The 22688-nt window shown below is 68.8% G+C and carries 23 protein-coding genes; 21 read left to right on the top strand and 2 right to left on the bottom strand.

Going from position 1 to position 22688, the window contains the following annotated elements:
- The first annotated feature begins 27 nt into the window (after nucleotides 1-27).
- From LRR16_RS13020 to LRR16_RS13010, 3 genes are all read left to right on the top strand, one after another.
- Complete coding sequence (locus LRR16_RS13020; RefSeq protein WP_053820872.1) at nucleotides 28-663, top strand: thiol:disulfide interchange protein DsbA/DsbL; 636 nt, start codon at nucleotides 28-30, stop codon at nucleotides 661-663.
- Nucleotides 664-758: 95 nt separating this feature from the next.
- Nucleotides 759-1598: an SDR family oxidoreductase gene (locus LRR16_RS13015; RefSeq protein ID WP_232206188.1), complete on the top strand. Its 840-nt coding sequence runs from the start codon at nucleotides 759-761 to the stop codon at nucleotides 1596-1598.
- Nucleotides 1598-2434: a helical backbone metal receptor gene (locus LRR16_RS13010; protein WP_232206187.1), complete on the top strand. Its 837-nt coding sequence runs from the start codon at nucleotides 1598-1600 to the stop codon at nucleotides 2432-2434. Before LRR16_RS13015 ends, LRR16_RS13010 begins: the two co-directional genes overlap by 1 nt.
- Nucleotides 2435-2462: 28 nt before the next feature.
- Here LRR16_RS13010 and LRR16_RS13005 read toward each other — a convergent pair whose 3' ends face one another.
- Together LRR16_RS13005 and LRR16_RS13000 are read right to left on the bottom strand one after the other, a co-directional pair.
- Nucleotides 2463-2846 (bottom strand): antibiotic biosynthesis monooxygenase, encoded by a 384-nt coding sequence (locus tag LRR16_RS13005; protein ID WP_232206186.1) that lies wholly within the window; start codon nucleotides 2844-2846, stop codon nucleotides 2463-2465.
- 11 nt (nucleotides 2847-2857) lie between these two features.
- Nucleotides 2858-3937 carry an MBL fold metallo-hydrolase gene (locus LRR16_RS13000; RefSeq protein WP_232206185.1) on the bottom strand — a complete coding sequence of 360 codons (1080 nt, stop codon included), beginning with the start codon at nucleotides 3935-3937 and terminating at the stop codon, nucleotides 2858-2860.
- Between the two features lie 231 nt (nucleotides 3938-4168).
- On the opposite strand from LRR16_RS13000, the gene LRR16_RS12995 reads away from it, so the two are divergent.
- The 18 genes from LRR16_RS12995 to bioB all read left to right on the top strand — a co-directional run bounded on the left by LRR16_RS12995 (nucleotide 4169) and on the right by bioB (nucleotide 22654).
- The gene (locus tag LRR16_RS12995) at nucleotides 4169-4639 is read left to right on the top strand and encodes a MerR family DNA-binding transcriptional regulator (RefSeq protein WP_064574903.1); all 471 of its coding nucleotides are present in this window, start codon (nucleotides 4169-4171) and stop codon (nucleotides 4637-4639) included.
- A 284-nt stretch (nucleotides 4640-4923) separates the two neighbouring features.
- Entirely contained in the window at nucleotides 4924-5301 is a 378-nt protein-coding gene (locus tag LRR16_RS12990; RefSeq protein ID WP_231906353.1) for a PaaI family thioesterase, read from the top strand.
- 72 nt (nucleotides 5302-5373) lie between these two features.
- Nucleotides 5374-6558, top strand: coding sequence for an isovaleryl-CoA dehydrogenase (locus LRR16_RS12985; RefSeq protein WP_064574905.1), 1185 nt, complete (start codon nucleotides 5374-5376; stop codon nucleotides 6556-6558).
- 211 nt (nucleotides 6559-6769) lie between these two features.
- Entirely contained in the window at nucleotides 6770-8587 is a 1818-nt protein-coding gene (aceK, locus tag LRR16_RS12980; protein WP_006578378.1) for a bifunctional isocitrate dehydrogenase kinase/phosphatase, read from the top strand.
- Entirely contained in the window at nucleotides 8584-9255 is a 672-nt protein-coding gene (can, locus tag LRR16_RS12975) for a carbonate dehydratase (protein WP_006578377.1), read from the top strand. The genes aceK and can overlap by 4 nt, the downstream gene beginning before the upstream one ends.
- 206 nt (nucleotides 9256-9461) lie before the next feature.
- Nucleotides 9462-10643, top strand: a complete 1182-nt coding sequence (locus LRR16_RS12970; protein ID WP_023265040.1) for an acetyl-CoA C-acetyltransferase — start codon at nucleotides 9462-9464, stop codon at nucleotides 10641-10643.
- Nucleotides 10644-10688: 45 nt separating this feature from the next.
- Entirely contained in the window at nucleotides 10689-11369 is a 681-nt protein-coding gene (locus tag LRR16_RS12965) for an SDR family oxidoreductase (protein ID WP_232206184.1), read from the top strand.
- A 7-nt stretch (nucleotides 11370-11376) separates the two neighbouring features.
- Nucleotides 11377-12507, top strand: a complete 1131-nt coding sequence (locus tag LRR16_RS12960; protein WP_149317294.1) for an acyl-CoA dehydrogenase family protein — start codon at nucleotides 11377-11379, stop codon at nucleotides 12505-12507.
- A 78-nt stretch (nucleotides 12508-12585) separates the two neighbouring features.
- Nucleotides 12586-13245, top strand: a complete 660-nt coding sequence (locus LRR16_RS12955) for a 2-hydroxychromene-2-carboxylate isomerase (RefSeq protein WP_006578172.1) — start codon at nucleotides 12586-12588, stop codon at nucleotides 13243-13245.
- Entirely contained in the window at nucleotides 13242-13937 is a 696-nt protein-coding gene (locus LRR16_RS12950; RefSeq protein ID WP_232206183.1) for an HAD family phosphatase, read from the top strand. Before LRR16_RS12955 ends, LRR16_RS12950 begins: the two co-directional genes overlap by 4 nt.
- Nucleotides 13934-14392, top strand: coding sequence for a YchJ family metal-binding protein (locus tag LRR16_RS12945; RefSeq protein ID WP_232206182.1), 459 nt, complete (start codon nucleotides 13934-13936; stop codon nucleotides 14390-14392). The genes LRR16_RS12950 and LRR16_RS12945 overlap by 4 nt, the downstream gene beginning before the upstream one ends.
- A 129-nt stretch (nucleotides 14393-14521) precedes the next feature.
- Nucleotides 14522-16129, top strand: coding sequence for a carboxyl transferase domain-containing protein (locus LRR16_RS12940; RefSeq protein WP_006578169.1), 1608 nt, complete (start codon nucleotides 14522-14524; stop codon nucleotides 16127-16129).
- 3 nt (nucleotides 16130-16132) lie between these two features.
- On the top strand, nucleotides 16133-17095 hold the full coding sequence (locus LRR16_RS12935; RefSeq protein ID WP_232206181.1) for an alpha/beta hydrolase: 963 nt from the start codon (nucleotides 16133-16135) through the stop codon (nucleotides 17093-17095).
- A gap of 41 nt (nucleotides 17096-17136) precedes the next feature.
- Nucleotides 17137-17925 (top strand): enoyl-CoA hydratase/isomerase family protein, encoded by a 789-nt coding sequence (locus LRR16_RS12930; protein WP_064574922.1) that lies wholly within the window; start codon nucleotides 17137-17139, stop codon nucleotides 17923-17925.
- Between the two features lie 276 nt (nucleotides 17926-18201).
- Nucleotides 18202-19626: an adenosylmethionine--8-amino-7-oxononanoate transaminase gene (gene bioA / locus LRR16_RS12925; protein WP_370646803.1), complete on the top strand. Its 1425-nt coding sequence runs from the start codon at nucleotides 18202-18204 to the stop codon at nucleotides 19624-19626.
- On the top strand, nucleotides 19616-20860 hold the full coding sequence (gene bioF, locus LRR16_RS12920; RefSeq protein ID WP_232206179.1) for an 8-amino-7-oxononanoate synthase: 1245 nt from the start codon (nucleotides 19616-19618) through the stop codon (nucleotides 20858-20860). Before bioA ends, bioF begins: the two co-directional genes overlap by 11 nt.
- On the top strand, nucleotides 20857-21603 hold the full coding sequence (gene bioD, locus LRR16_RS12915; protein WP_232206178.1) for a dethiobiotin synthase: 747 nt from the start codon (nucleotides 20857-20859) through the stop codon (nucleotides 21601-21603). Before bioF ends, bioD begins: the two co-directional genes overlap by 4 nt.
- Nucleotides 21604-21622: 19 nt before the next feature.
- Nucleotides 21623-22654 (top strand): biotin synthase BioB, encoded by a 1032-nt coding sequence (bioB, locus tag LRR16_RS12910; protein WP_232206177.1) that lies wholly within the window; start codon nucleotides 21623-21625, stop codon nucleotides 22652-22654.
- The last annotated feature ends 34 nt before the right edge of the window (nucleotides 22655-22688 follow it).

The raw sequence follows: 22688 nt of genomic DNA, 5'->3' as shown, positions 1-22688 counted from the left end.
CACACCGTTTCACTTTTCTCTCGCGCCATGAAGAAAATCGCCGCCTTGTTCGCCACGCTCGCCGCCGCCGCGGGACTGATGATGGCATCGCCCGCCCAGGCCGCGCCGGCCGAAGGCAAGGAATACCAGGTCCTGAAGGCGGCCCAGCCCGTCACCGCGGGCAAGATCGAAGTCACCGAGTTCTTCTGGTACGGCTGCCCGCACTGCTACGACTTCGAGCCCGAGATCGAAGGCTGGGTCAAGAAGCAGGGCAAGGACGTGGTCTTCAAGCGCGTGCCGGTGGCCTTCCGCGACGACCTGCTGCCGCATACCCGCATCTATTACGCGCTCGAATCGATGGGCAAGCTCGAGGCCATGCACGGCAAGGTCTTCAGCGCGATCCACGCCGAGCGCAAGCGCCTGCTGGACCCGAACGAGATTGCCGATCTGATGGCCAAGAACGGCATCGACCGCAAGGCCTTCCTGGAGGCCTACAACTCGTTCTCGGTGTCGACCAACACCACGCGCGCCAACAAGATCGCCGACGCCTACAAGATCGACGGCGTGCCGACCATCGTGATCCAGGGCAAGTACGTGACCTCGCCGTCCATCGCGGGCAGCAAGGGCGCCGCGCTGCAGACGATGGACTACCTGGTGACCCAGGTCCGCGACAAGAAGCTGTGATGACGTTGCGCGCCGCCGTTGCCGCCGCAGAACGGCCGGCCAACGGCTGAGCGCGCATTGCTTCCGCTTCGTCCTTCTCCTTCCCCCGCCGCCCGATGCGACCCGTCAAAGTCTTTCTCACCGGCGCATCGAGCGGAATCGGCCAGGCCTTGGCGCGCGAATACGCCCGGCAGGGCGCGATTCTCGGCCTGGTCGGCCGCCGCGACGATGCCCTGCGCGCGTTCGTTGCCACCCTGCCCAATCCCAATGCCGCTCGCGTCTATGCGGCCGACGTGCGCGATGCCGATGCGATGCTCGCCGCCGCGCAGGACTTCCTCGACCACTTCGGCTGTCCCGATATCGTGATCGCCAACGCCGGCGTGTCGGTCGGCACGGTGGCCAGCGAACGCGAAGACCTTGAAGCCTTTCGCGCGGTGATGGACACCAACTGGTTCGGCGTGCTGACGACCTTCCAGCCGTTCCTGGCGCCGATGCAGGCGAGAGACGTGGGGCCGCGCGAGTGGCGCGGCACGCTGGTCGGCATCGCCAGCGTGGCCGGCGTGCGCGGACTCCCGGGCGCGGGCGCGTACAGTGCCTCGAAGTCGGCGGTGATCAAGCTGCTCGAGAGCCTGCGGCTGGAGCAGCGGCCGCACCGGATCCGCGTGGTCACCATCGCGCCGGGCTATATCCGCACGCCGATGACCGCGCGCAATCCGTATCCGATGCCGTTCCTGATGGACGCCGACGCGTTCGCGCGCAAGGCGGTGCGGGCGATCGCCGCGGGCCGGCGCTTTGCCGTGGTGCCGTGGCAGATGGGCGTGGTCGCCTCAGTGCTGCACGTGCTGCCGCGCTGGCTCTACGACGCGCTGTTCACGCGCGCGCCACGCAAGCCCCGCCAGCCGGAACGGCCGGACGCTCCCGCAGACCCCGCCGCCGACGGCAACGGGAGCCCGTGATGTGGCGCGACGCGCTGGGCCAGCCGCACCCGCGCGCCGCTGCGGAGGCGCGGATCGCCTCGCTGGTGCCGTCGGTCACCGAACTGCTGTTTGCGCTGGGACTCGGCGATCGGCTGGTGGCGCGGACCGGCTTCTGCATCCATCCCGAACCGCAGGTGCGCGCGGTCGCCAAGGTCGGCGGCACCAAGGACGTGCAGCTGGACAAGCTGCGCGCGCTGGCGCCGACCCATGTGGTCGTCAATATCGACGAGAACCGGCGCGAGACCGTGGACGAGATCCGCGGCTTCGTGCCGAACGTGATCGTGACCCATCCGTGCGCGCCGCGCGACAACCTCGAGCTGTACCGGCTGCTGGGCGGCATCTTCGATCGCGAGGCGCAGGCGCAGGCGCTATGCGCGCGGCTGGAGCAGGGGCTGGCGCGGCTCGAGGCGCGCACCTGGCCGACTCGCAGCGTGCTGTACGCGATCTGGCAGCACCCATGGATGACGGTGTCGCGCGACACCTATATCAGCCGCATGCTGGCGCTGATCGGCTGGCAGACCTGGCCCGGCGATGCCGGCCAGGCGCTGCAGGCCTGCATCGGCGGCGATTGCGCGCGGCCCAATGCGCCGGGCCAGCGCTATCCGACCTTCCGCTGGAGCGAGGCGCTGGTGCGCGAGCTCGACCTGGTGCTGCTGTCGAGCGAGCCCTATCGCTTCACCGAGGACCACGCCGATGCGCTGGAGCGCCAGCTCGGCCTGCCGGTGCTGCTGGTCGATGGGGAGATGGTGTCGTGGTACGGCAGCCGCGCGATCGATGGGCTGGCGTACCTGGAGACGCTGGCGCGCCAGGCTTGAGGCCGCCGTCGCGATGGCGACGTCGAGATCAGCGCTCGAACCCGTAGGCCCGTTCGACCTTGCTGACGCGCAGCTGGAAGCCCTGATACCAGCGCTCGCGTCCCAGCCGCTGCGCGACCCGGTGTTCGGCATGCGCCTGCCAGGCGGCGATGTCCTCGAGCGATCGCCAGTACGACACCGTGATGCCGGGCGCGCCGGGCGTGCTGCCGTCGCGCACCGACTCGACACCGAGAAAGCCCGGCATGGTCGCGGCCAGCTCCACCATCCGCTGCGCCATCGCGCCGTAGTCGGCTTCGTGGTTGTCCCCACCCGCCTCGGCGCCGGTGCGCGTGGACGTGAAGATCACCGCGTAATAGGGCGGCGGCGGGGTCTGGGCAAACGGGCTGTCTGGTGCGTGATCGGCGGCGGACATGGTGCAGTGCTTCAGGCGTGGGCTCGGAACCGGATGATGCCATCGTCGTCGATGGCGCGCTGCAGCTCGCCGGCATGCCACAGCACGTGCAGGTGGGCCAATGCCTCGCCCATCGCGAAGGTCATCTGGTGGATGTCGAACTGGCGGCGGAAGATCACGTTGACGATATCGCGCGCGCTGCAAGGCTTTTCCGCGCAGGCCGCGCGGGTCTCGGCCAGGCGCTCGACATGGTGCTCGCGCAGCTGCCCGATGCGCGTCTGCAGGTTGCGGAACGGCCGGCCGTGCGAGGGCAGCACCAGCGTGTCCTCGGGCAGGTCCTGGTAGCGGTCGAGCGAGCGCAGATAGAGCGCCAGCGGGTTGGCCTCGGGCTCCATGTCGAACACGCTGACGTTGGTCGAGATCCGCGGCAGCACCATGTCGCCGGAGATCAGTACCTTGAGCTCGGCGTTGTACAGCGCGACGTGTTCGGGCGCGTGGCCGTAGCCGGTGATCACGCGCCAGCTCGCGGCCGCCGGATCGGTGCCCATCGTCACCGTGTCGCCTTCCATCAGCCGGCGGTACTGCGTCGGCAGGTCGGGCACCAGCGTCGCGTAGTAGCTCTTGCGGGCGCGCAGCTTTTCCAGGCTGTCGGGATCGGCCAGGCCGTGCCGCGCGAAGTGGCTGGCGGCGAAGTCGCCGCCGGCGTTCGAGCCGACGCCATTGCCGCCGCTCATCACGCGCGCGCTCATATAGTCGCCCAGGCTCATCCACAGCCGCGCGTCCCAGCGCTGGCACAGCCAGTGCGCCAGGCCCACGTGGTCGGGATGGCAATGCGTAACCAGCGCGCGCAGTACCGGCAGGCCTTCGAGCTCGTTGGCGAACACCGTCTCCCAGTGCGCCTTGATGGTGTCGTTGGTGATGCCGCAATCGATCACGGTCCAGCCGTCGCGCCCGTCCACGCGATCGCGCACCAGCCACAGATTGATATGGTCCAGCGCGAACGGCAGCGGCATGCGCAACCAGTAGACGCCGGGGGCCACCTGCTGGCGCGCGCCGGGCTCGGGCATGGTCTCGCCGAACGGGTATTGGAGTTGGTGTTCGAGTGCGTTCATCGGGGAGTCTCTCGGTTGCGAAGCCCTGCGGTGGGCTTTCTCGTCGTGGATCCGGATGCCGGACGCCGGGGGCATGCAATGCGCCGGCACGGCGGCGTGGCCGGGACGGCGCCGGGCGGTTGCCAGGCGCGCTGCTTGACGCTAACGTAAACGTCAATTCGGACGGCCTGTTGCCATCTTAAGCGAAAACGCCCACGCGTATCGAACGTTCGTTCTCTTTTACAGGCGCCCATGCCCAGCTCCGCCACCCAGCCTCCCACGCCGATCGGCCAGCCCGCCAACGCTACCGCCGGCACCACGTACACCATCACCGAACTGGCGCGCGAGTTCGACATCACGCCGCGCGCCATCCGCTTCTACGAGGACCAAGGCCTGCTGTCGCCCGATCGCGTCGGCGCCGGGGGCAGGCAGCGGCTCTACAGCGGCCGCGAGCGCACCCGGCTGAAGCTGACGCTGCGCGGCAAGCGGCTCGGCCTGACGCTGAACGAGATCCGCGAGATCCTGGACCTGTACGAGTCGCCGCGCGATACGGTGCCCCAGCTCGAGCGCTTCCTGGCCTCGCTGGCGCAGCACCGCCAGGCGCTGGAGCGGCAGATGGAGGACCTGCAGGCGCAGTTGGCCGAGATCGACCAGCACGAGCGCCAATGCCGCGCGTTGCTGGCGGCGGCCGCACCCGAGCACGAGGGCGCAGCCGGCGCCTGAATGTGGCCGATGCCACCTTCGTCATCCTGCTTTCCGACAAATTTGATTGACGTTTACGTAAACGTAAATAAAATAAGCCGACAGCCCACCGCAGCGCGCGGTGCGGGCGCCGACAGGAAGCTGCCATGCCGAATTCCGCCACGGATCTTGCTACAGATGCCGCTGCCGACGTTGCTGCCGGCGTTGCCCCAGACCTCGCCGCGGACGTTTCCGCACGCGCCGCCGCCGACTTGCCGCCGGGCCGCGCCGAGGCGATCGCCGCCAGTTTCGCCCGCCAGGGCCTGATGGCGACGTTCGGCGCCGAGCTGGTCCGCGTCGAGCGCGGCGAGGTCGAACTGGCGATGCCGTGGTCCGAAGGCGTGACGCAGCAGCACGGCTTTTTCCACGGCGGCGTGGTCGGCGCGCTGGCCGACAGCGCCTGCGGCTATGCCGCGCTGTCGATGGTCGGCGAAGGCGAGGCGGGACTGACCGCCGAGTACAAGATTAATCTGCTGTCGCCCGCCAAAGGCGAGCGGCTGATCGCCGTGGGACGGGTGCTGAAGCCCGGCCGCACGCTGATCGTCGCCCAGGGCGACGTATTTACCGAGACCGGCGGCACCCGCAAGGCGGTGGCGACGATGCTGATGACGCTGTGTGTGGTGCGCACGCTCGATCACGTCTGAATTCCCGCGTCCGCCCAGCATCGACCCATTCCGTATCGAATCCGGATTCCACGAGGAAATAGGAGACAAACCATGACCGCGACCCTGCCAGGCCTGAAGTTCGACCTGGGTGAAGACATCGAGATGCTGCGCGAGTCCGTGCAGTCCTGGGCCCAGGCCGAGCTGGCACCGCGCGCGGCCGAGATCGACCGCACCGACCAGTTTCCGATGGACTGCTGGAAGAAGATGGGCGATCTCGGCGTGCTGGGCATCACCGTCGCCGAGGAGTACGGCGGCGCCGACATGGGCTATCTGGCCCACATGATCGCGATGGAGGAGATCAGCCGCGCCTCCGCCTCGGTCGGCCTGTCTTACGGCGCGCACTCGAACCTGTGCGTCAACCAGATCCATCGCAACGGCACGCCGGCGCAGAAGGCGAAATACCTGCCCAAGCTGGTGTCCGGCGACTGGATCGGGGCGCTGGCGATGAGCGAACCCAATGCCGGCTCGGACGTGGTCAGCATGAAGCTGCGCGCCGACCGCAAAGGCGATCGCTATGTGCTGAACGGCACCAAGATGTGGATCACCAACGGTCCGGACTGCGACGTGCTGGTGGTCTACGCCAAGACCGAACCGGAGCTCGGCGCGCGCGGCATGACGGCCTTCATCGTCGAGAAGGGCATGAAGGGCTTCTCGGTGGCGCAGAAGCTGGACAAGCTCGGCATGCGCGGCTCGCATACCGGCGAGCTGGTGTTCCAGGACGTCGAGGTGCCGGCCGAGAACATCCTTGGCGCCGAGAACGGCGGCGCCCGGGTGCTGATGAGCGGCCTGGACTACGAACGCGCGGTGCTGTCCGGCGGCCCGGTCGGCATCATGCAGGCGTGCATGGACGTGGTGACGCCGTACATCCACGACCGCAAGCAGTTCGGCCAGAGCATCGGCGAATTCCAGCTGATCCAGGGCAAGGTCGCCGACATGTACACCACGCTGCAGGCCGCGCGCAGCTATCTGTATACCGTCGGCAAGAACCTGGACGCGCTAGGCAGCGAGCACGTGCGCCAGGTGCGCAAGGACTGCGCCGCGGTGATCCTCTATACGGCCGAGAAGGCCACGTGGATGGCCGGCGAATCGGTGCAAATCCTGGGCGGCAACGGCTATATCAACGAATATCCGGTTGGCCGCCTGTGGCGCGACGCCAAGCTGTACGAGATCGGCGCCGGCACCTCGGAGATCCGCCGCATGCTGATCGGCCGGGAGCTGTTCGCGGAAACGATGTAATGACGAGGCGATGACGAGGTAAAGAGAAGGAAACCGGGGTGTACGGTGCGCCGCTCCACGGTGGGCGGCGCCACCGATGCCACGCGCGAAGCGCTTACAATCACCCCTGATATCCGGTTTCGCCCGCGGCGAGCGCCGCATGCAGGTTTCCCGCCGATGTCCCGCCGGATCCGCGTCCCGATTCTGACCCGCCCAGGTAGTCCGCCCAGCCATGTCCCACTTCCCGAAACTGCTGTCGTCGCAGATCGCCTACGATGTGGCGCGCACCATGCTGGACGGGTTCGACAAGCACTACCGGCTGTTTCGCGAGGTCAGCATCGAGGCCAAGGTCCGGTTCGAGGCCGGCGACTGGGCGGGGCTGCAGCAGCTGCAGCGCGACCGCATCGCGTTCTACAACGAACGCGTGCGCGAGACCACGGTGATCCTCGAGGACGAGTACGACGCCGAGCGGATCGAGGACGAGATCTGGCAGCAGATCAAGCTGCATTACATCGGGCTGCTGACCAACCACCATCAGCCGGAGCTCGCCGAGACCTTCTTCAATTCGGTCTTCACCCGCATCCTGCACCGCTCGTACTTCAACAACGATTTCATCTTCGTGCGTCCGGCGATCTCGACCGAATACATCGAGAACGAGGAGTCGCCGACCAGGCCGACCTTCCGCGCCTACTATCCGGGCAGCCGCGAGGGCATGGCCGACTGCTTCGAACGGATCGTGCACAACTTCCAGCTCGAGCGGCCGTACGAGGACCTGAAGCGCGATATCGGCTATGTGGTGCGCGCGGTCACCGAGCACCTGGGCGACTTCCGCATCGCGCCGAATTTCCAGATCCACGTACTGTCGTCGCTGTTCTTCCGCAACAAGTCGGCCTTCATCATCGGCCGCCTGCTGAACGGCGACCGTACCTACCCGCTGGCGATTCCGATCGTGCACGGGCCGTCGGGCAAGCTCGCGCTGGACACGGTGCTGCTGCGCAAGGAACAGCTGCTTATCCTGTTCTCGTTCACGCATTCGTATTTCATGGTCGACATGGAAATCCCGTCGGCCTACGTGACCTTCCTGCGCGACATCATGCCGCGCAAGCCGCGCGCGGAAATCTATACGTCGCTGGGTTTGCAGAAGCAGGGCAAGAACCTGTTCTACCGCGACTTCCTGCACCACCTGCAGCATTCGTCGGACAAGTTCATCATCGCCCCCGGCATCCGCGGGCTGGTGATGCTGGTGTTCACGCTGCCGTCCTATCCCTATGTGTTCAAGGTGATCAAGGACTTCTATCCGGCGCCGAAGGAAACCACGCGCGAGCTGATCAAGTCGAAGTACCAGCTGGTCAAGCAGCACGACCGCGTCGGCCGCATGGCGGACACGCTGGAATATTCGGACGTCGCCTTTCCGCTGTCGCGCTTCGACGATGCGCTGGTGCGCGAGCTGCACGAGCATGCGCCATCGATGATCGAATACCAGCGCGCCAAGGACGGCACCGAGGAAATCGTGGTGCGCCATCTCTATATCGAGCGCCGCATGACGCCGCTGAACATCTACCTGCAGGAAGGCACCGACGAGCAGGTCGAGCACGGCATCATCGAGTACGGCAATGCGATCAAGGAGCTGATGGCGGCCAATATCTTCCCGGGCGACATGCTGTACAAGAATTTCGGCGTCACGCGCCATGGGCGCGTGGTGTTCTACGACTACGACGAGATCGAATACCTGACCGACTGCAATATCCGCCACGTACCGGCCCCGCGCAACGAGGAAGAGGAGATGTCGGGCGAGGTCTGGTACAGCGTCGGCCGCCACGACATCTTTCCCGAAACCTTCCGCACCTTCCTGCTGGGAGACCCGCGCGTGCGCGCGGCCTTCCTGCGGCACCATGCGGACTTTTTCGAACCTGCCCTGTGGCAGGGACACAAGGACCGGCTGCTGGCCGGACACGTTCATGACTTTTACGCCTACCATGCATCGGAACGCTTCATCCATCGATATGGCCCAACCGAAACCGGCGACGAGCCGGCAAGGAGGGCAGCATGACTGACGCCATCGCCCAGCTGTTTCGCAACAACCGCGAATGGGTCGACCGCGTCAACGCGGAAGATCCAAACTTCTTCACCAGCCTGGCCAACCAGCAGGCGCCCGAATACCTGTGGATCGGCTGCTCGGACTCGCGCGTGCCGGCCAACCAGATCCTGGGCCTGGCCCCCGGCGAGGTGTTCGTCCATCGCAATATCGCCAACGTCATTGCGCACAGCGACCTGAACGCGCTGTCGGTGATCCAGTTCGCGGTCGAGGTGCTGAAGGTGCGCCATATCACCGTGGTCGGCCACTACGGCTGCGGCGGCGTCAAGGTCGCGCTCAAGCGCGAGCGCGTGGGCCTGGTCGACAACTGGCTGCGCCATGTGCGGGACGTGGCGGACAAGCACGACGCCTACCTCGGCACCATCGTGCGCGAGGACGACGCCCACAGCCGCCTGTGCGAGCTCAATGTGATCGAGCAGGTCAACAACGTCTGCCAGACCACGGTGATCCAGGACGCCTGGGCGCGCGGCCAGCAGGTCACGGTGCACGGCTGGATCTACGGAGTGTCCGACGGCCTGCTGCGCGATCTCGGCATGGCGGCCAGCAGCAACGAGGAACTGCGCACGCAACTGCAGGCGGCCTACCGGCAGTACGGGGACCCGCCGCATATTCCGGTGCGGTGAGGAAGGATTGAGTGGCGAGGCGTCAAGCGCGCCGATGACACGCTCCCCTCCCCCGCTTGCGGGGGAGGGGCTGGGGGAGAGGGAGGGGCGCTGGCAAGCGCTGAAGGCGTCGGCAGAACGACCGCTTTCCCTCTCCCCCGACCCCTCTCCCGCAAGCGGGAGAGGGGAGTAACCAAAACCGCAGGACAGCAAGCAAGGAGACCACCATGCAAGACCCGATCGTCATCGTATCCGCGGCCCGCACCCCGATGGCCGCATTCCAGGGTGAGTTCGCCAGCGTCACGGCGCCGCAGCTTGGCGCCGTCGCGATCCGCGCGGCGATCGAGCGCGCCGGCATCCAGCCGGAGCAGGTCCAGGAGGTGGTGTTCGGCTGCGTGCTGCCGGCCGGCCAGGGCCAGGCGCCGGCGCGCCAGGCCGCGCTGGGCGCGGGACTGCCGCTGTCGGTCGCCTGTACCACCGTCAACAAGATGTGCGGCTCCGGCATGCGCGCCGCGATGACGGTCTACGACAGCCTGGTGGCGGGCTCGTACGAGATCGCGGTGGCCGGCGGCATGGAGAGCATGACCAATGCCCCGTACCTGATTCCGAAGGGCCGCGGCGGCTACCGGATCGGTCACGGCATGATCTATGACCACATGATGCTCGACGGTCTGGAGGATGCCTACGAGAAGGGCCGCGCGATGGGCACTTTCGGCGAGGATTGCGCGGCCAAGTACGGCTTCACGCGCGAGGCGCAGGACGCGTTCGCGATGGAGAGCGTGCGGCGCGCGCAGCAGGCCACCGAACGCGGCGATTTCCGCTGGGAGATCGCGCCGGTCACGGTGGCGGCCAAGGGCGGCGACGTGGTGATCGACACCGACGAAGGTCCGCGCCGCATCAAGGTCGACAAGATCCCGTCGCTCAAGCCCGCGTTCGCCAAGGACGGCACCATCACCGCCGCCTCGTCGTCGTCGATCAACGACGGCGCCGCCGCGCTGGTGATGATGCGCGAGTCGACCGCCAAGGCGCTGGGCCTGCAGCCGCTGGCGCGCATGCTCGGCCATAGCAGCCATGCGCAGGCGCCGGGCTGGTTCACCACCGCGCCGGTCGAGGCGATCGCCAAGCTGTATCGCAAGCTCGACTGGAACAGCGACAGCGTCGACCTGTTCGAGATCAACGAGGCCTTCGCCGTGGTGCCGATGGCGGCGATGCACGAACTGAAGATTCCGCGCGACAAGGTCAATATCCACGGCGGCGCCTGTGCGCTGGGCCATCCGATCGGCGCCTCCGGCGCGCGCATCATGACCACGCTGATCGGCGCGCTGCGCAAGACCGGCGGCAAGCGCGGCGTGGCCAGCCTGTGCATCGGCGGCGGCGAGGCCACGGCGGTCGGCATCGAGCTGGTCTGAGCCGCCTTCAACGCCGATCCCTGAACAACCCGACAGGAGGCTAGCTTGCCAACCGCACTGATACTGGGCGCCTCGCGCGGCATCGGCCTGGAGTTCGTCCGCCAGTACCGCGCCGACGGCTGGCGCGTGATCGCCACCGCCCGCAGCGACGACGGGCTGGCCGCACTGAAATCGCTGGGCGCGGAGGCGCACCGCGTCGACCTGGCCGAGGCCGATCAGGTCGCGGGCCTGGGCTGGACGCTCGACGGCGAATCGCTCGACGTGGCGGTCTACAACGCCGGCGTGATCGGCCCGCGCACCGAGGGCGCGCAGCCGGTCTCGGCCGAGGAGTTCGACGACGTGATGCATGCCAATGTGCTGGGGCCGATGATGGCGCTGCCGCTGGTGCTGCCCTTCGTCGAGACCGGCCGCGGCGGCAAGGGCGGCGTGCTGGCGGTGCTGTCCTCGCGCATGGGCAGCATCGGCGCGATGGAGAGCAACCGCAGCTGGCTGTATCGCGTCAGCAAGGCGGGGGTCAACGCGGCGCTCAAGTCGGTGTCGCTCGACGCGCGCCATGCGGTCTGCCTGGCGCTGCATCCGGGCTGGGTCCGTACCGACATGGGCGGCGCGGGCGCCGACCTGACGCCGCAGCAGAGCGTGTCCGGCCTGCGCCGCGTGCTGGCCGGCGCCACCGCGCAGGACAACGGCGGTTTTCGCAACTACGACGGCAGCGTGCTGCCCTGGTGAGGTCCCGATGCTGCTCAGTCCCGAACAGGAAATGATCCGCGACGCGGTGCGGCAGTTTGCGCAGGAGGTCATCGCGCCGCAGGCCGCCGCGTGGGATCGCGACAAGACGTTCCCGAAGGAAGTCCACCGCGAACTCGCGGCGATGGGCACCTATGGCGTCGCCGTGCCCGAGGCCTACGGCGGCGCGGGCCTCGACTACCTGTCGCTGGCGCTGATCCTCGAAGAGATCGCCGCCGGCGACGGCGGCACCTCGACGGTGATCAGCGTCAACAACTGCCCGGTCTGCAGCATGCTGATGGCGTTCGCCGACGAGGCGCAGAAGCAGCGGTGGCTGGTGCCGCTGGCACGGGGCGAGATGCTCGGCGCGTTCTGCCTGACCGAGCCCCATGTCGGCTCGGACGCCGCGGCGCTGCGCACCACCGCGACGCGCGACGGCGATCATTACGTGCTCAACGGCGTCAAGCAGTTCATCACCAGCGGCAAGCACGCCGACGTGGCGATCGTGATGGCGGTCACCGACAAGGCCGCCGGCAAGCGCGGCATCAGCGCCTTCCTGGTGCCGACCGATACGCCGGGCTATGTCGTCGCGCGGCTGGAAGACAAGCTCGGCCAGCATTCGTCGGACACCGCGCAGATCGTGTTCGAGGATTGCCGCGTGCCGGCCGCCAATCTGCTGGGCGAGGAGGGCGCGGGCTACAGGATGGCGCTGTCCGGCCTCGAGGGCGGGCGCATCGGCATCGCCGCGCAGAGCGTCGGCATGGCGCGCGCGGCGTTCGAGGCGGCGCTGGCCTATTCAAAGGAACGTGAGAGCTTCGGCCAGCCGCTGTTCGCGCATCAGGCGGTGCAGTTCCGCCTGGCCGAGATGGCCACGCGCATCGAGGTCGCGCGCCAGATGATCTGGCATGCCGCCTCTCTGAAGGACGCCGGCCGGCCCTGCCTGAAGGAGGCCGCGATGGCCAAGCTCAATGCCAGCGAGATGGCCGAGGCGGTCTGCTCGGATGCGATCCAGGTGTTTGGCGGCTATGGCTATGTCAGCGACTTCCCGGTCGAGCGGATCTACCGCGATGTGCGGGTCTGCCAGATCTACGAGGGCACCAGCGACATCCAGAAGATGCTGATCGCGCGGGCGCTGGCGTGAGCCGCGCCCACGCGAGGCATTTGCCGCCCTTGCCGTTCCTGCCGTTCCGTTCGCCGTTTCCCTTGCCGAGGACCTGACATGACCGCTGCCCCGATCGACTTCTATTTCGATTTCTCGTCGCCCTACGGCTACTTCGCCAGCACGCGCATCGACGACCTCGCGCGCCAGTACGGCCGCAGCGTGGCGTGGCATCCGATCCTGCTCGGCGTGGTGTTCAAGACCACCGGCATGGCGCCGCTGCCGCAGATTCCGCTCAAGGGCGACTACAGTTGGCGCGATTTCGAACGCACCGCGCGCCACCACGGCATTGCCTACCGCCGGCCGTCGAACTTTCCGCTGCCGACCACGCAGGCCGCGCGCGCGATGCTGTGGCTGCAGAACCATCATGCCGCCGACGTGGCGGTGCGCTTCGCCAAGGCGGTGTACCACGCCTACTTCGTCGACGACATCAACATCGCCGAGCCGGCCGAACTGGTGAAGATCGCCGCGGCGCTGGAGATCGACGCCACCGCGATGGACGCCGGCGCCAGCAGCCAGCCGATCAAGGACCAGCTGAAGGCCGAGATGGAGGTGGCGATGGCCAAGGGCGTGTTCGGCTCGCCCTTCGTCATCGTCGATGGCGAACCCTATTGGGGCTTCGACCGCTTCGACCAGATCGAGGCCCTGCTCAAGAGCGGCACGCCCACCGAGTTGCGGGCCGTGCCGTCCCCCGATTTCAAGGAAAAGAAACCCGCATGACCCTCAGTGCTTCCCCCTCCCGCCGCTTCGACTGCGTGATCTTCGATTGCGACGGCGTGCTGGTCGACAGCGAACCGATCGTCAACCGCGTGCTGAACCAGATGCTGAACGAACTGGGCATCGCGATCTCGCTGGAGGACTCGACCGCGCTGTTCCTCGGCCGCGCCGTGCGCGAGGAGCTCGACACCATCGAGCGGATGCGCGGCGCGCTGCTGCCGGAGAACTGGCTGTCGCACTGGCTGGCCCGGCGCAACGAAGTGCTGGAGGCCGAGGTCGAGGCCGTGCCCCATGTGCGCGACGCGATCGCCGCGATCGCGGCGACCGGCATGCCGCTGTGCGTCGCCTCGGGCGCCGACCGCGTCAAGGTCAAGCTGCAACTGAAGCGCACCGGCCTGCTGGAGCTGTTCCAGCACGACGCCGACGGCCAGCCGCGCGAGCACGTGTTCTCCGCCACCGAGGTCGAGCGCAGCAAGCCCGCGCCCGACGTCTATCTGCTGGCGGCGCGCACGATGGGGGTGGAGCCGTCGCGCTGCGCGGTGGTCGAAGACAGTCCGGCCGGCATCACCGCCGGCGTGGCGGCCGGCATGACGGTGTTCGGCTATGCCGCGCGCAACGATGCCGCGATGCTGCGCGAGGCCGGCGCCCAGACCATCTTCACCGACATGCGGCAACTGCCGGAGCTGGTGGCATGAAGCGGGCGGCAGCGCCTTCGCGCGAAGGCGCCTGCCCGTGCGGCGGCGCCAGCTACGCCGGCTGCTGCGGGCGCTTCCATCGCGGCGAGGCGCTGCCCGAGACCGCCGAGCAGCTGATGCGCTCGCGCTACAGCGCCTACGTGCTGAATGACGCGCAGTGGCTGCGCCAGAGCTGGCATCCGTCGACCTGCCCGGCGACGCTGGAGCAGGACATGGCGCAGGAAGCGGCGCAGGACCAGCGCGGCCCGCGTACCCAGTGGCTGGGCCTGACCATCGTCGCGCACCAGCAGCAGGACGACACGCACGCCGAGGTCGAGTTCGTCGCCCGCTACAAGGTCGGCGGTCGCGCGTCGCGGCTGCATGAGCGCAGCCGCTTCGTGCGCGAGCCGCGCGCGAGCGGCGAAGCGCCGCGCTGGCTGTACCTCGATGGGGACATCCGCGGGGAAGCGCGATGAGCGCCGCGGCCGCCGCCGTGCGCTGAATTACCGCACCGCGTATCGCCATCCAAAGCGACCATCCAAAGCGACCATCCAACGCAACGCATCCAACGCAACGCATCACAAGATCAGGAAGAGACAGACCCGATGCCCACGCTCGAATCCAAACTCAATGCCCGTTCCGAGGCCTTCAAGGCCAATGCCGAGGCGATGCAGGCCCTGGTCGCCGACCTGAAGGCGAAGATTGCCCAGGTCGCGCAGGGCGGTGGCGAAGATGCGCGCAACAAGCATCTGTCGCGCGGCAAGATGCTGCCGCGCGAGCGCGTGCAGCAGCTGCTCGATCCGGGCACGCCGTTCCTGGAGCTGTCGCAGCTGGCGGCGTACGACATGTACGACAATGCCGCGCCCGGCGCCGGCATCATTACCGGCATCGGCCGCGTGGCCGGGCAGGAATGCGTGATCGTATGCAACGACGCCACGGTCAAGGGCGGCACCTACTACCCGATGACCGTCAAGAAGCATCTGCGCGCGCAGGAGATCGCCGAGCAGAACCATCTGCCGTGCATCTACCTGGTCGACTCGGGCGGCGCCAACCTGCCGAACCAGGACGACGTGTTCCCCGACCGCGATCACTTCGGCCGCATCTTCTACAACCAGGCCAATCTGTCGAAGATGGGCATTCCGCAGATCGCCGTGGTGATGGGCTCGTGCACCGCCGGCGGCGCCTATGTGCCGGCGATGAGCGACGAGTCCATCATCGTCCGCAACCAGGGCACGATCTTTCTGGGCGGCCCGCCGCTGGTCAAGGCGGCGACCGGCGAGGAAGTCAGCGCCGAGGACCTGGGCGGCGCCGACGTGCATACGCGGCTGTCTGGCGTGGCCGACTACTTCGCGCAGAACGACGCCCATGCGCTGGGGCTGGCGCGCAATATCGTGCAGCACCTGAACCGCCGCAAACCGGACCAGATCCGGCTGCACGCGCCGGTCGAGCCGCGCTACCCGGCCGAGGAGCTGTACGGCGTGATCCCGACCGATACGCGCAAGCCCTACGACGTGCGCGAGGTGATCGCCCGCATCGTCGACGATTCCGACTTCGACGAGTTCAAGGCGCGCTACGGCACCACGCTGGTGTGCGGCTTCGCGCGGATCTGGGGCTATCCGGTCGGCATCGTCGCCAACAACGGCATCCTGTTCTCGGAATCGGCGCTCAAGGGCGCGCACTTCATCGAGCTGTGCTGCCAGCGCAAGATCCCGCTGGTGTTCCTGCAGAACATCACCGGCTTCATGGTGGGCCGCAAGTACGAAAACGAGGGCATCGCGCGCAACGGCGCCAAGATGGTGACCGCGGTGGCGACCGCCCAGGTGCCGAAGTTCACCGTGATCATCGGCGGCTCGTTCGGCGCCGGCAACTACGGCATGTGCGGCCGCGCGTATTCGCCGCGCTTCCTGTGGATGTGGCCGAACGCGCGGATCTCGGTGATGGGCGGCGAGCAGGCCGCAAGCGTGCTGGCCACCGTGAGGCGCGACGGCATCGAGGGCCGCGGCGGCAGCTGGAGCGCCGACGAGGAGGAGGCCTTCAAGCGGCCGATCCGCGAACAGTACGAACACCAGGGCCATCCCTACTACGCCAGCGCGCGGCTGTGGGACGACGGCGTGATCGACCCCGCGCAGACCCGCACGGTGCTGGGCCTGGGCCTGTCGGCGAGCCTCAATGCCCCGATCGACGAGATGAAGTTCGGCGTGTTCCGGATGTAAGCGATGCTGGGTCGTTGCCGCGCGCGCGGTGCCCGTGATGTCGTGCAGTTCGTGCGGGTCGTGCCGATTGCCCGGCTGGCGCTGTGCCTGCTGGCCTGGACCGCGCTGCCTGCATTGCCGGCCGGCGCCGCGCCGCTCGAGGAGACCTGGTCGGTGCCGGTCACGGTGACCGATGCGCATGGCAGGCAGGTCGCGCAGCGTATCGTCGTCTCGGCGTTCCGCGAGCCGGGCCATCCGCGCTATCCGCTGCTGGTGCTCAACCATGGCCGCGCGCCCGATCCCTATGCGCGCGCCCGGCTCGGGCGCGTGCGGCTGGCCGAGCAGGCCGCGTATTTCGCCTCGCTCGGGTTCCAGGTGCTGGTGCCGACGCGGATCGGCTATGGCGCCAGCGGCGGCGACGACATCGAGAACACCGGCAGCTGCACGCGCAAGAACTATCGGCCGGGCTTCGAGGTGGCCGCGCAGCAGGTGCTGCAGGTCATCGAGATGGCACGCTCGCGCCCGGAGATCGACGTGTCGCGCGTCGTGCTGGTCGGCCAGTCGTTCGGCGGCGCGGCGGTGATCGCGCTGGCGGCGAAGAACCCGCCGGGCGTCCGGCTGGTGCTGAACTTCGCCGGCGGCGGCGGCGGCGATCCGCGGCTGCATCCGCGCGAGCCGTGTGCACCCGAGCAGCAGGCCGCGCTGTTCGCCGAGTATGGCCGCAGCGCGCGCGTGCCGACGCACTGGATCTACACGACCAACGACCGCTACATGGGACCGTATCCGGCGCAATGGTTCGAGGCCTTCCGCGGCGCCGGCGGCGTCGGCAAGTACCACGCGCTGCCGGCCTTCGGCCAGGACGGCCATCAGCTGTTCGCGCGGGGGCTGGCGCGCTGGAAGCCGCTGGCCGAGCAGGCGCTGCGCGAGGCGGGCTTCGAGCCGCGGCCGTTGAACCGGCCCGCCACACCGAAGGATGCGCGCCGATAGCCGAACACACCAATCCAAGCCAGAACTGCAAGGAGACCACGATGGAATTCACCACGCTGACCGTGACTGTCGAGCGCCATGTCGCTACGGTGACGCTGAACCGCCCCGATGTGCGCAACGCCTTCAACGAGACCGTGATCGCCGAGCTGAGCGGCGCCTTCCGCGCGCTGGGTGATACGCCGGAGGTCCGCGCGATCGTGCTGGCCGGGCAGGGGCCCGCGTTCTGCGCAGGCGCGGACCTGAACTGGATGAAGAAGATGGCCGGCTACTCGCACGACGAGAACCGCGCCGACGCGCTGCAGCTCGCGCAGATGCTCCATACGATCTGGGCCTGTCCGAAGCCGGTGATCGCGCGCATCCACGGCGACACCTATGCCGGCGGCGTCGGTCTGGTGGCCGCCTGCGATATCGCGATCGCGGCCGACCACGCGCACTTCTGCCTGTCGGAGGCGCGCCTGGGACTGCTGCCGGCGACGATCGGCCCGTACGTGATCCGCGCGATGGGCGAGCAGGCGGCGCGCCGCTACTTCATCACCGCCGAACGCTTCGATGCGGCCGAGGCGCTGCGGCTGGGCTTCGTGCATGCGGCGGTGCCGGCCGACGCGCTCGACGCCAAGGTGGCCGAGCTGACCGCCGCGCTGGTCGCCAACAGCCCGAACGCCGTGCGCGAAAGCAAGCGGCTGGTGCAGGACATCGCCGGCCGGGCCATTGACGACGACCTGCTGGCCGATACCGCCGAGCGCATCGCGGCGATCCGCGCCTCGGACGAGGGCCGCGAGGGCGTGCGCTCCTTCCTCGAGAAGCGCAGCCCGTCGTGGCGGCCGGCCTGATGTCGTCGCGGTCCGTCCTGTCCCCGATGCCGCCGGCGACGATGTGCGCAGATGCGCGCGCGCCGGTGCGCGATCGCGGTTTCATCGCCCAAATGCCACGAATCTGACGACAACACGCCCCTAACGCGCAAATTCACCACCGTTTGCCAAGCCCGCAAGGACCTTCCTACCATGCGTTCTCCCAATCCAGCCGCGTTCCTCGCACCGTCCGGGCCTACCCGGGCCGGCGCCCGCACGGCTGGCCAACCATGGAGGACTCCCTTGGATACCCAGTCCTTGCAACCTGCCCGTTCCGCTCCGCCCGCCGCGCCCGCGCGGCAGCACGGCGGCGGGCTCGCCGCGCGCAGCCAGCGCGCGGTATGGCATCCCTGCACGCGCCTGCGTCCCGGCGGCGATCGGCCGCCGCTGGCCGTGGTCCGTGGCGAAGGCCCGTGGCTCTACGATGACGAAGGCCGCCGCCTGTTCGACGCGACCAGCTCGTGGTGGGTCAATCTGTTCGGCCATGCGAACCCCGCGATCAACGCCGCGCTGAAGGACCAGCTCGACACGCTCGAACACGTGATGCTGGCCGGCTGCACGCACGCGCCGGCGGTCGAGCTCGCCGAACGGCTGTCGGCGCTGACCGGCGGCGCGCTCGGCCATGCGTTCTACGCGTCCGACGGCGCCTCGGCGGTCGAGATCGCGCTGAAGATGAGCTTTCACTTCTGGCGCAACGCCGGCCTGCCGGGCAAGCGCGAGTTCGTCTGCCTGCGGCACGGCTACCACGGCGAGACGGTCGGCGCGCTGGCGGTCACCGATGTCGCGGTGTTCCGCGATGCCTACGATCCGCTGCTGATGCGCGCCCATGTGGCGATGTCCCCGGATGCGCGCCAGGCCGGGCCCGGCGAATCGCCGCGCGAGGTCGCGCAGCGCGCGCTCGACGAGCTCGAGGCGCTGCTGCAGCAGCGCGCCGCCAGCATCGCCGCGCTGATCGTCGAGCCGCTGGTGCAATGCGCGGCCGGCATGGCGATGCACGATCCGGCCTATCTGGACGGCGTGCGCGCGCTGTGCGACCGCTACCGCGTCCACCTGATCGCCGACGAGATCGCGGTCGGCTGCGGGCGCACCGGCACCTTCTTCGCGTGGGAGCAGTCGCGCGGCGGGGCCGCGCTCGGCGCGCAGCAGTGGCCCGATTTCCTGTGCCTGTCCAAGGGCATCAGCGGCGGCTATCTGCCGCTGTCGCTGGTGCTGACGCGCGACGCGATCCAGCAGGCCTTCGTCGCCGACGAGCTGTCGCGCAGCTTCCTGCATTCGCACTCGTACACCGGCAATCCGCTCGCCTGCCGCGCCGCGGTAGCGACGCTGGACCTGTTCGCGCAGCACGACGTGCTGGCGATGAACCGGCAGCGCGCGCAGTGGCTGGCCGACGGGCTGGCCGGCCTGGCCGCCGATGCGCGGCTGCGCCACGTGCGCCAGCGCGGCCTGATCTGGGCCGCCGATCTGCGCGAGCCCTTTGCCTCCGAGACCTTCGCCGCCGACTTCCATCGCGCCGCGCTGGAGCACGGCGTGCTGGTCCGGCCGATCGGCAACACGCTGTACGTGATGCCGCCCTACGTCTTCGACGCGCCGCTGGCGAACTGGCTCGGCGAGCGTCTGCTGGCCGCGCTAGACGAGGTGATCAAGCCGGCCGGGCCTGGCAGGGAGGCGCGCGATGCTGCTTGAGCGACTGACACAAGCCGCCGCCGAACGCGAACGCCAGGCGCTGACGCGGACTCGCCGGATCGCGCATACGCCGTGCGCGCCCCGGCAGACCATCGGCGCCCTGCTGCCGGACGGCAGCGAGGCCGACCCGCGCTCGCTGCTCGGCTTCAGCAGCAACGACTATCTGGGCCTGGCCAACCATCCGGCCATCGTCGAGGCCTTTGCCGACGGCGCGCGGCGCTGGGGCGCCGGCAGCGGCGCCTCGCATCTGGTCACGGGCCACGGCCTCGCGCATCACCGGCTCGAGACCGAACTGGCGCGCTGGTACGCCGAATCGATTCCGGACGCGGCCGCGCTGACCTTCTGCACCGGCTACATGGCCAATCTGGCGGTGCTGACCGCGCTCGGCGGCGCCGATGCCACGCTGTTCTGCGAGGCGCTGAACCATGCGTCGCTGATCGACGGCGCGCGGCTGGCGCGTGCCAACGTGCAACGCTATCCGCATGGCGATGCCGCCGCGCTCGATGCGCTGCTGGCCGCCAGCACGTCGCCGCTGAAGCTGATCGTCACCGACGGCGTCTTCAGCATGGATGGCGACGTCGCGCCGCTGGCCGAACTGCTGGCGCTGGCCGAGCGGCACGACGCCTGGCTGGTCGTCGACGATGCCCACGGCTTCGGCGTGCTGGGCGAGCGCGGCCACGGCGTGCTCGAGCAACTCGGCCTGGCATCGGAGCGGCTGATCTATATCGGCACGCTGGGCAAGGCGGCCGGAGTGGCCGGGGCCTTTGTCGCCGCGCATCGGCTGATCGTCGAGCATCTGGTCAATACCGCGCGAACGTATATCTTCACCACGGCGGCGCCGCCGGCGGCCGCCCATGCGCTGCTGACCAGCCTCGCGCTGATCGAGGGCGACGAGGGCGCGCAGCGGCGCGCCGCGCTGCGGCAGCGCATCGCCGAGCTGCGCCGCGGTCTGGCGCCGATCGCCGCGCCGGCGGGCTGGCAACTGGCCGACAGCGCGACCGCGATCCAGCCGCTGATCGTTGGCGACAACGCCGCGGCGCTGTCGCTGTCGGCGGGACTCGAGCACGCAGGCATCCGCGTCGGCGCGATCCGTCCGCCGACTGTGCCCGCGGGCACCGCGCGGCTGCGCATCACGTTGTCGGCGGCGCATCGGCAAGAGGATGTCGCGGCGTTGCTGTCGGCGCTGGGTGCATTGGCGGCGCAGACCGATTCTTCTTGCAGGGAGGCAGCATGAACCCGCTCCCCGCATTCGCCTGCTTCGTCACCGGCACCGATACCGAGGTCGGCAAGACCCACGCCAGCGCGGCGTTGCTGCACGCGCTGGCCGCGCAGGGCCGCACGACGGTCGGCATGAAGCCCGTCGCGAGCGGCTGCGAGCTGCGCGACGGCCAGTGGCATAACGACGATGTCGCTCAATTGCGCGCGGCCAGCAGCGTCGACGTGCCGCTGGCGCAGACCTGCCCGTGGCTGCTGCGCACGCCATGTTCGCCGCATCTGGCCGCGCAGGCCGATGGCGTCCGCATCGATGCCGAGCCGATCCTGTCGGCGTTTGCCGCGCTGCGCGCGCAGGCCGACGCGGTGGTGGTCGAAGGCGTCGGCGGCTTCCGCGTGCCGCTGGCTACCGGCCCCGACGGCTGGGACACCGCCGACCTCGCGATCCGGCTCGGCCTGCCGGTGATCCTGGTGGTCGGCATCCGGCTGGGCTGCCTGAGCCATGCGCTGCTGACCGCCGAGGCGGTACGCGCGCGCGGGCTGCGCCTGGCCGGCTGGATCGGCAACCGCATTGATCCGGACATGCTGCTCGCCGACGACAACATCGCCACGCTGCGCGACGCGTTCGACGCGATCGGCACGCCGTGGCTGGGCACGCTGCCCTGGCAACTGCCTGCCGAGCAAGCCGCGCGCTGCCTCGATCTGGCTCCGCTGCTCGACCCCCACCGACATCCCGGCGATGCGCCCATCGAGCGCGCCGCCTGACAACAGAATTCGACCCGACATGACTACCATCGCCACCATTTCCGCCGATTCGCTGCGCCAGAGCGCGCGCCAGCAAGCGGCGCAGACCAATGCCAAGGACAACGCCGACGCCGCCTGGACCGTCGACGCCGTCGCCGCGCTGTTCGCGCTGCCGTTCAACGACCTGTTGTTCCGGGCGCAGCAGGTCCACCGCGAGCATTTCGACGCCAATACCGTGCAGCTGTCGACGCTGCTGTCGATCAAGACCGGCGGCTGCGAGGAGGATTGCGGCTATTGCCCGCAGAGCGCGCACCACGATGCCGGCGTCAAGGCCGGCAAGCTGATGGCGCTCGACGAGGTGCTCGACGCCGCGCGCACGGCGAAGGCCAACGGCGCCACGCGCTTCTGCATGGGCGCCGCCTGGCGCAGCCCGAAGGACCGCCATCTCGAACCGGTGATCGACATGGTCCGCGAGGTCAAGGCCATGGGCCTGGAGACCTGCGTCACGCTCGGCATGCTGCGCGCCGAGCAGGCGCAGCGGCTCAAGGACGCGGGCCTCGACTACTACAACCACAATCTGGATACCTCGCCGGAGTTCTACGGCGAGATCATCAGCACGCGTACCTATCAGGATCGCCTGGACACCATCGGCCATGTGCGCGACGCCGGCATCAATGTCTGCTGCGGCGGCATCGTGGGCATGGGCGAGACGCGCGAGGCGCGGGCCGGGTTGATCGCGCAGCTGGCCAACATGGACCCGTATCCGGAGTCGGTGCCCATCAACAATCTGGTCCAGGTCGAGGGCACGCCGCTGGCGGGCACCGCGCCGCTGGACCCGTTCGAGTTCGTCCGCACGATCGCGGTCGCGCGCATCACGATGCCGCGCGCGATGGTGCGCCTGTCCGCCGGCCGCGAGGCCATGGACGAAGCGTTGCAGGCGCTGTGCTTCCTGGCCGGCGCCAATTCGATTTTCTACGGCGACAAGCTGCTGACCACCGGCAACCCGCAGGCGGAGCGCGATCGGGCGCTGCTGGGCCGGCTCGGCATCCGCGCGGAAGGACACGCGGAATGACGAGGGTGTCCGTGCCTGCCGTTCTCCCGTCGCC

It is taken from the genome of Cupriavidus sp. UGS-1 (assembly GCF_021213615.1).
Lineage (GTDB): Bacteria > Pseudomonadota > Gammaproteobacteria > Burkholderiales > Burkholderiaceae > Cupriavidus.
The sequence above is the reverse complement of the archived record's forward strand: the minus strand, read 5'-3'. Positions and strand labels throughout refer to the sequence as shown.

Coding starts and splice junctions, on each gene's coding strand:
- LRR16_RS13020 (WP_053820872.1), top strand. CDS start 28: ATGAAGAAAATCGCCGCCTTGTTCGCCACGCTCGCCGCCGCCGCGGGA.
- LRR16_RS13015 (WP_232206188.1), top strand. CDS start 759: ATGCGACCCGTCAAAGTCTTTCTCACCGGCGCATCGAGCGGAATCGGC.
- LRR16_RS13010 (WP_232206187.1), top strand. CDS start 1,598: ATGTGGCGCGACGCGCTGGGCCAGCCGCACCCGCGCGCCGCTGCGGAG.
- LRR16_RS13005 (WP_232206186.1), bottom strand. CDS start 2,846: ATGTCCGCCGCCGATCACGCACCAGACAGCCCGTTTGCCCAGACCCCG.
- LRR16_RS13000 (WP_232206185.1), bottom strand. CDS start 3,937: ATGAACGCACTCGAACACCAACTCCAATACCCGTTCGGCGAGACCATG.
- LRR16_RS12995 (WP_064574903.1), top strand. CDS start 4,169: ATGCCCAGCTCCGCCACCCAGCCTCCCACGCCGATCGGCCAGCCCGCC.
- LRR16_RS12990 (WP_231906353.1), top strand. CDS start 4,924: ATGGCGACGTTCGGCGCCGAGCTGGTCCGCGTCGAGCGCGGCGAGGTC.
- LRR16_RS12985 (WP_064574905.1), top strand. CDS start 5,374: ATGACCGCGACCCTGCCAGGCCTGAAGTTCGACCTGGGTGAAGACATC.
- aceK (WP_006578378.1), top strand. CDS start 6,770: ATGTCCCACTTCCCGAAACTGCTGTCGTCGCAGATCGCCTACGATGTG.
- can (WP_006578377.1), top strand. CDS start 8,584: ATGACTGACGCCATCGCCCAGCTGTTTCGCAACAACCGCGAATGGGTC.
- LRR16_RS12970 (WP_023265040.1), top strand. CDS start 9,462: ATGCAAGACCCGATCGTCATCGTATCCGCGGCCCGCACCCCGATGGCC.
- LRR16_RS12960 (WP_149317294.1), top strand. CDS start 11,377: ATGCTGCTCAGTCCCGAACAGGAAATGATCCGCGACGCGGTGCGGCAG.
- LRR16_RS12955 (WP_006578172.1), top strand. CDS start 12,586: ATGACCGCTGCCCCGATCGACTTCTATTTCGATTTCTCGTCGCCCTAC.
- LRR16_RS12950 (WP_232206183.1), top strand. CDS start 13,242: ATGACCCTCAGTGCTTCCCCCTCCCGCCGCTTCGACTGCGTGATCTTC.
- LRR16_RS12945 (WP_232206182.1), top strand. CDS start 13,934: ATGAAGCGGGCGGCAGCGCCTTCGCGCGAAGGCGCCTGCCCGTGCGGC.
- LRR16_RS12940 (WP_006578169.1), top strand. CDS start 14,522: ATGCCCACGCTCGAATCCAAACTCAATGCCCGTTCCGAGGCCTTCAAG.
- LRR16_RS12935 (WP_232206181.1), top strand. CDS start 16,133: ATGCTGGGTCGTTGCCGCGCGCGCGGTGCCCGTGATGTCGTGCAGTTC.
- LRR16_RS12930 (WP_064574922.1), top strand. CDS start 17,137: ATGGAATTCACCACGCTGACCGTGACTGTCGAGCGCCATGTCGCTACG.
- bioF (WP_232206179.1), top strand. CDS start 19,616: ATGCTGCTTGAGCGACTGACACAAGCCGCCGCCGAACGCGAACGCCAG.
- bioD (WP_232206178.1), top strand. CDS start 20,857: ATGAACCCGCTCCCCGCATTCGCCTGCTTCGTCACCGGCACCGATACC.
- bioB (WP_232206177.1), top strand. CDS start 21,623: ATGACTACCATCGCCACCATTTCCGCCGATTCGCTGCGCCAGAGCGCG.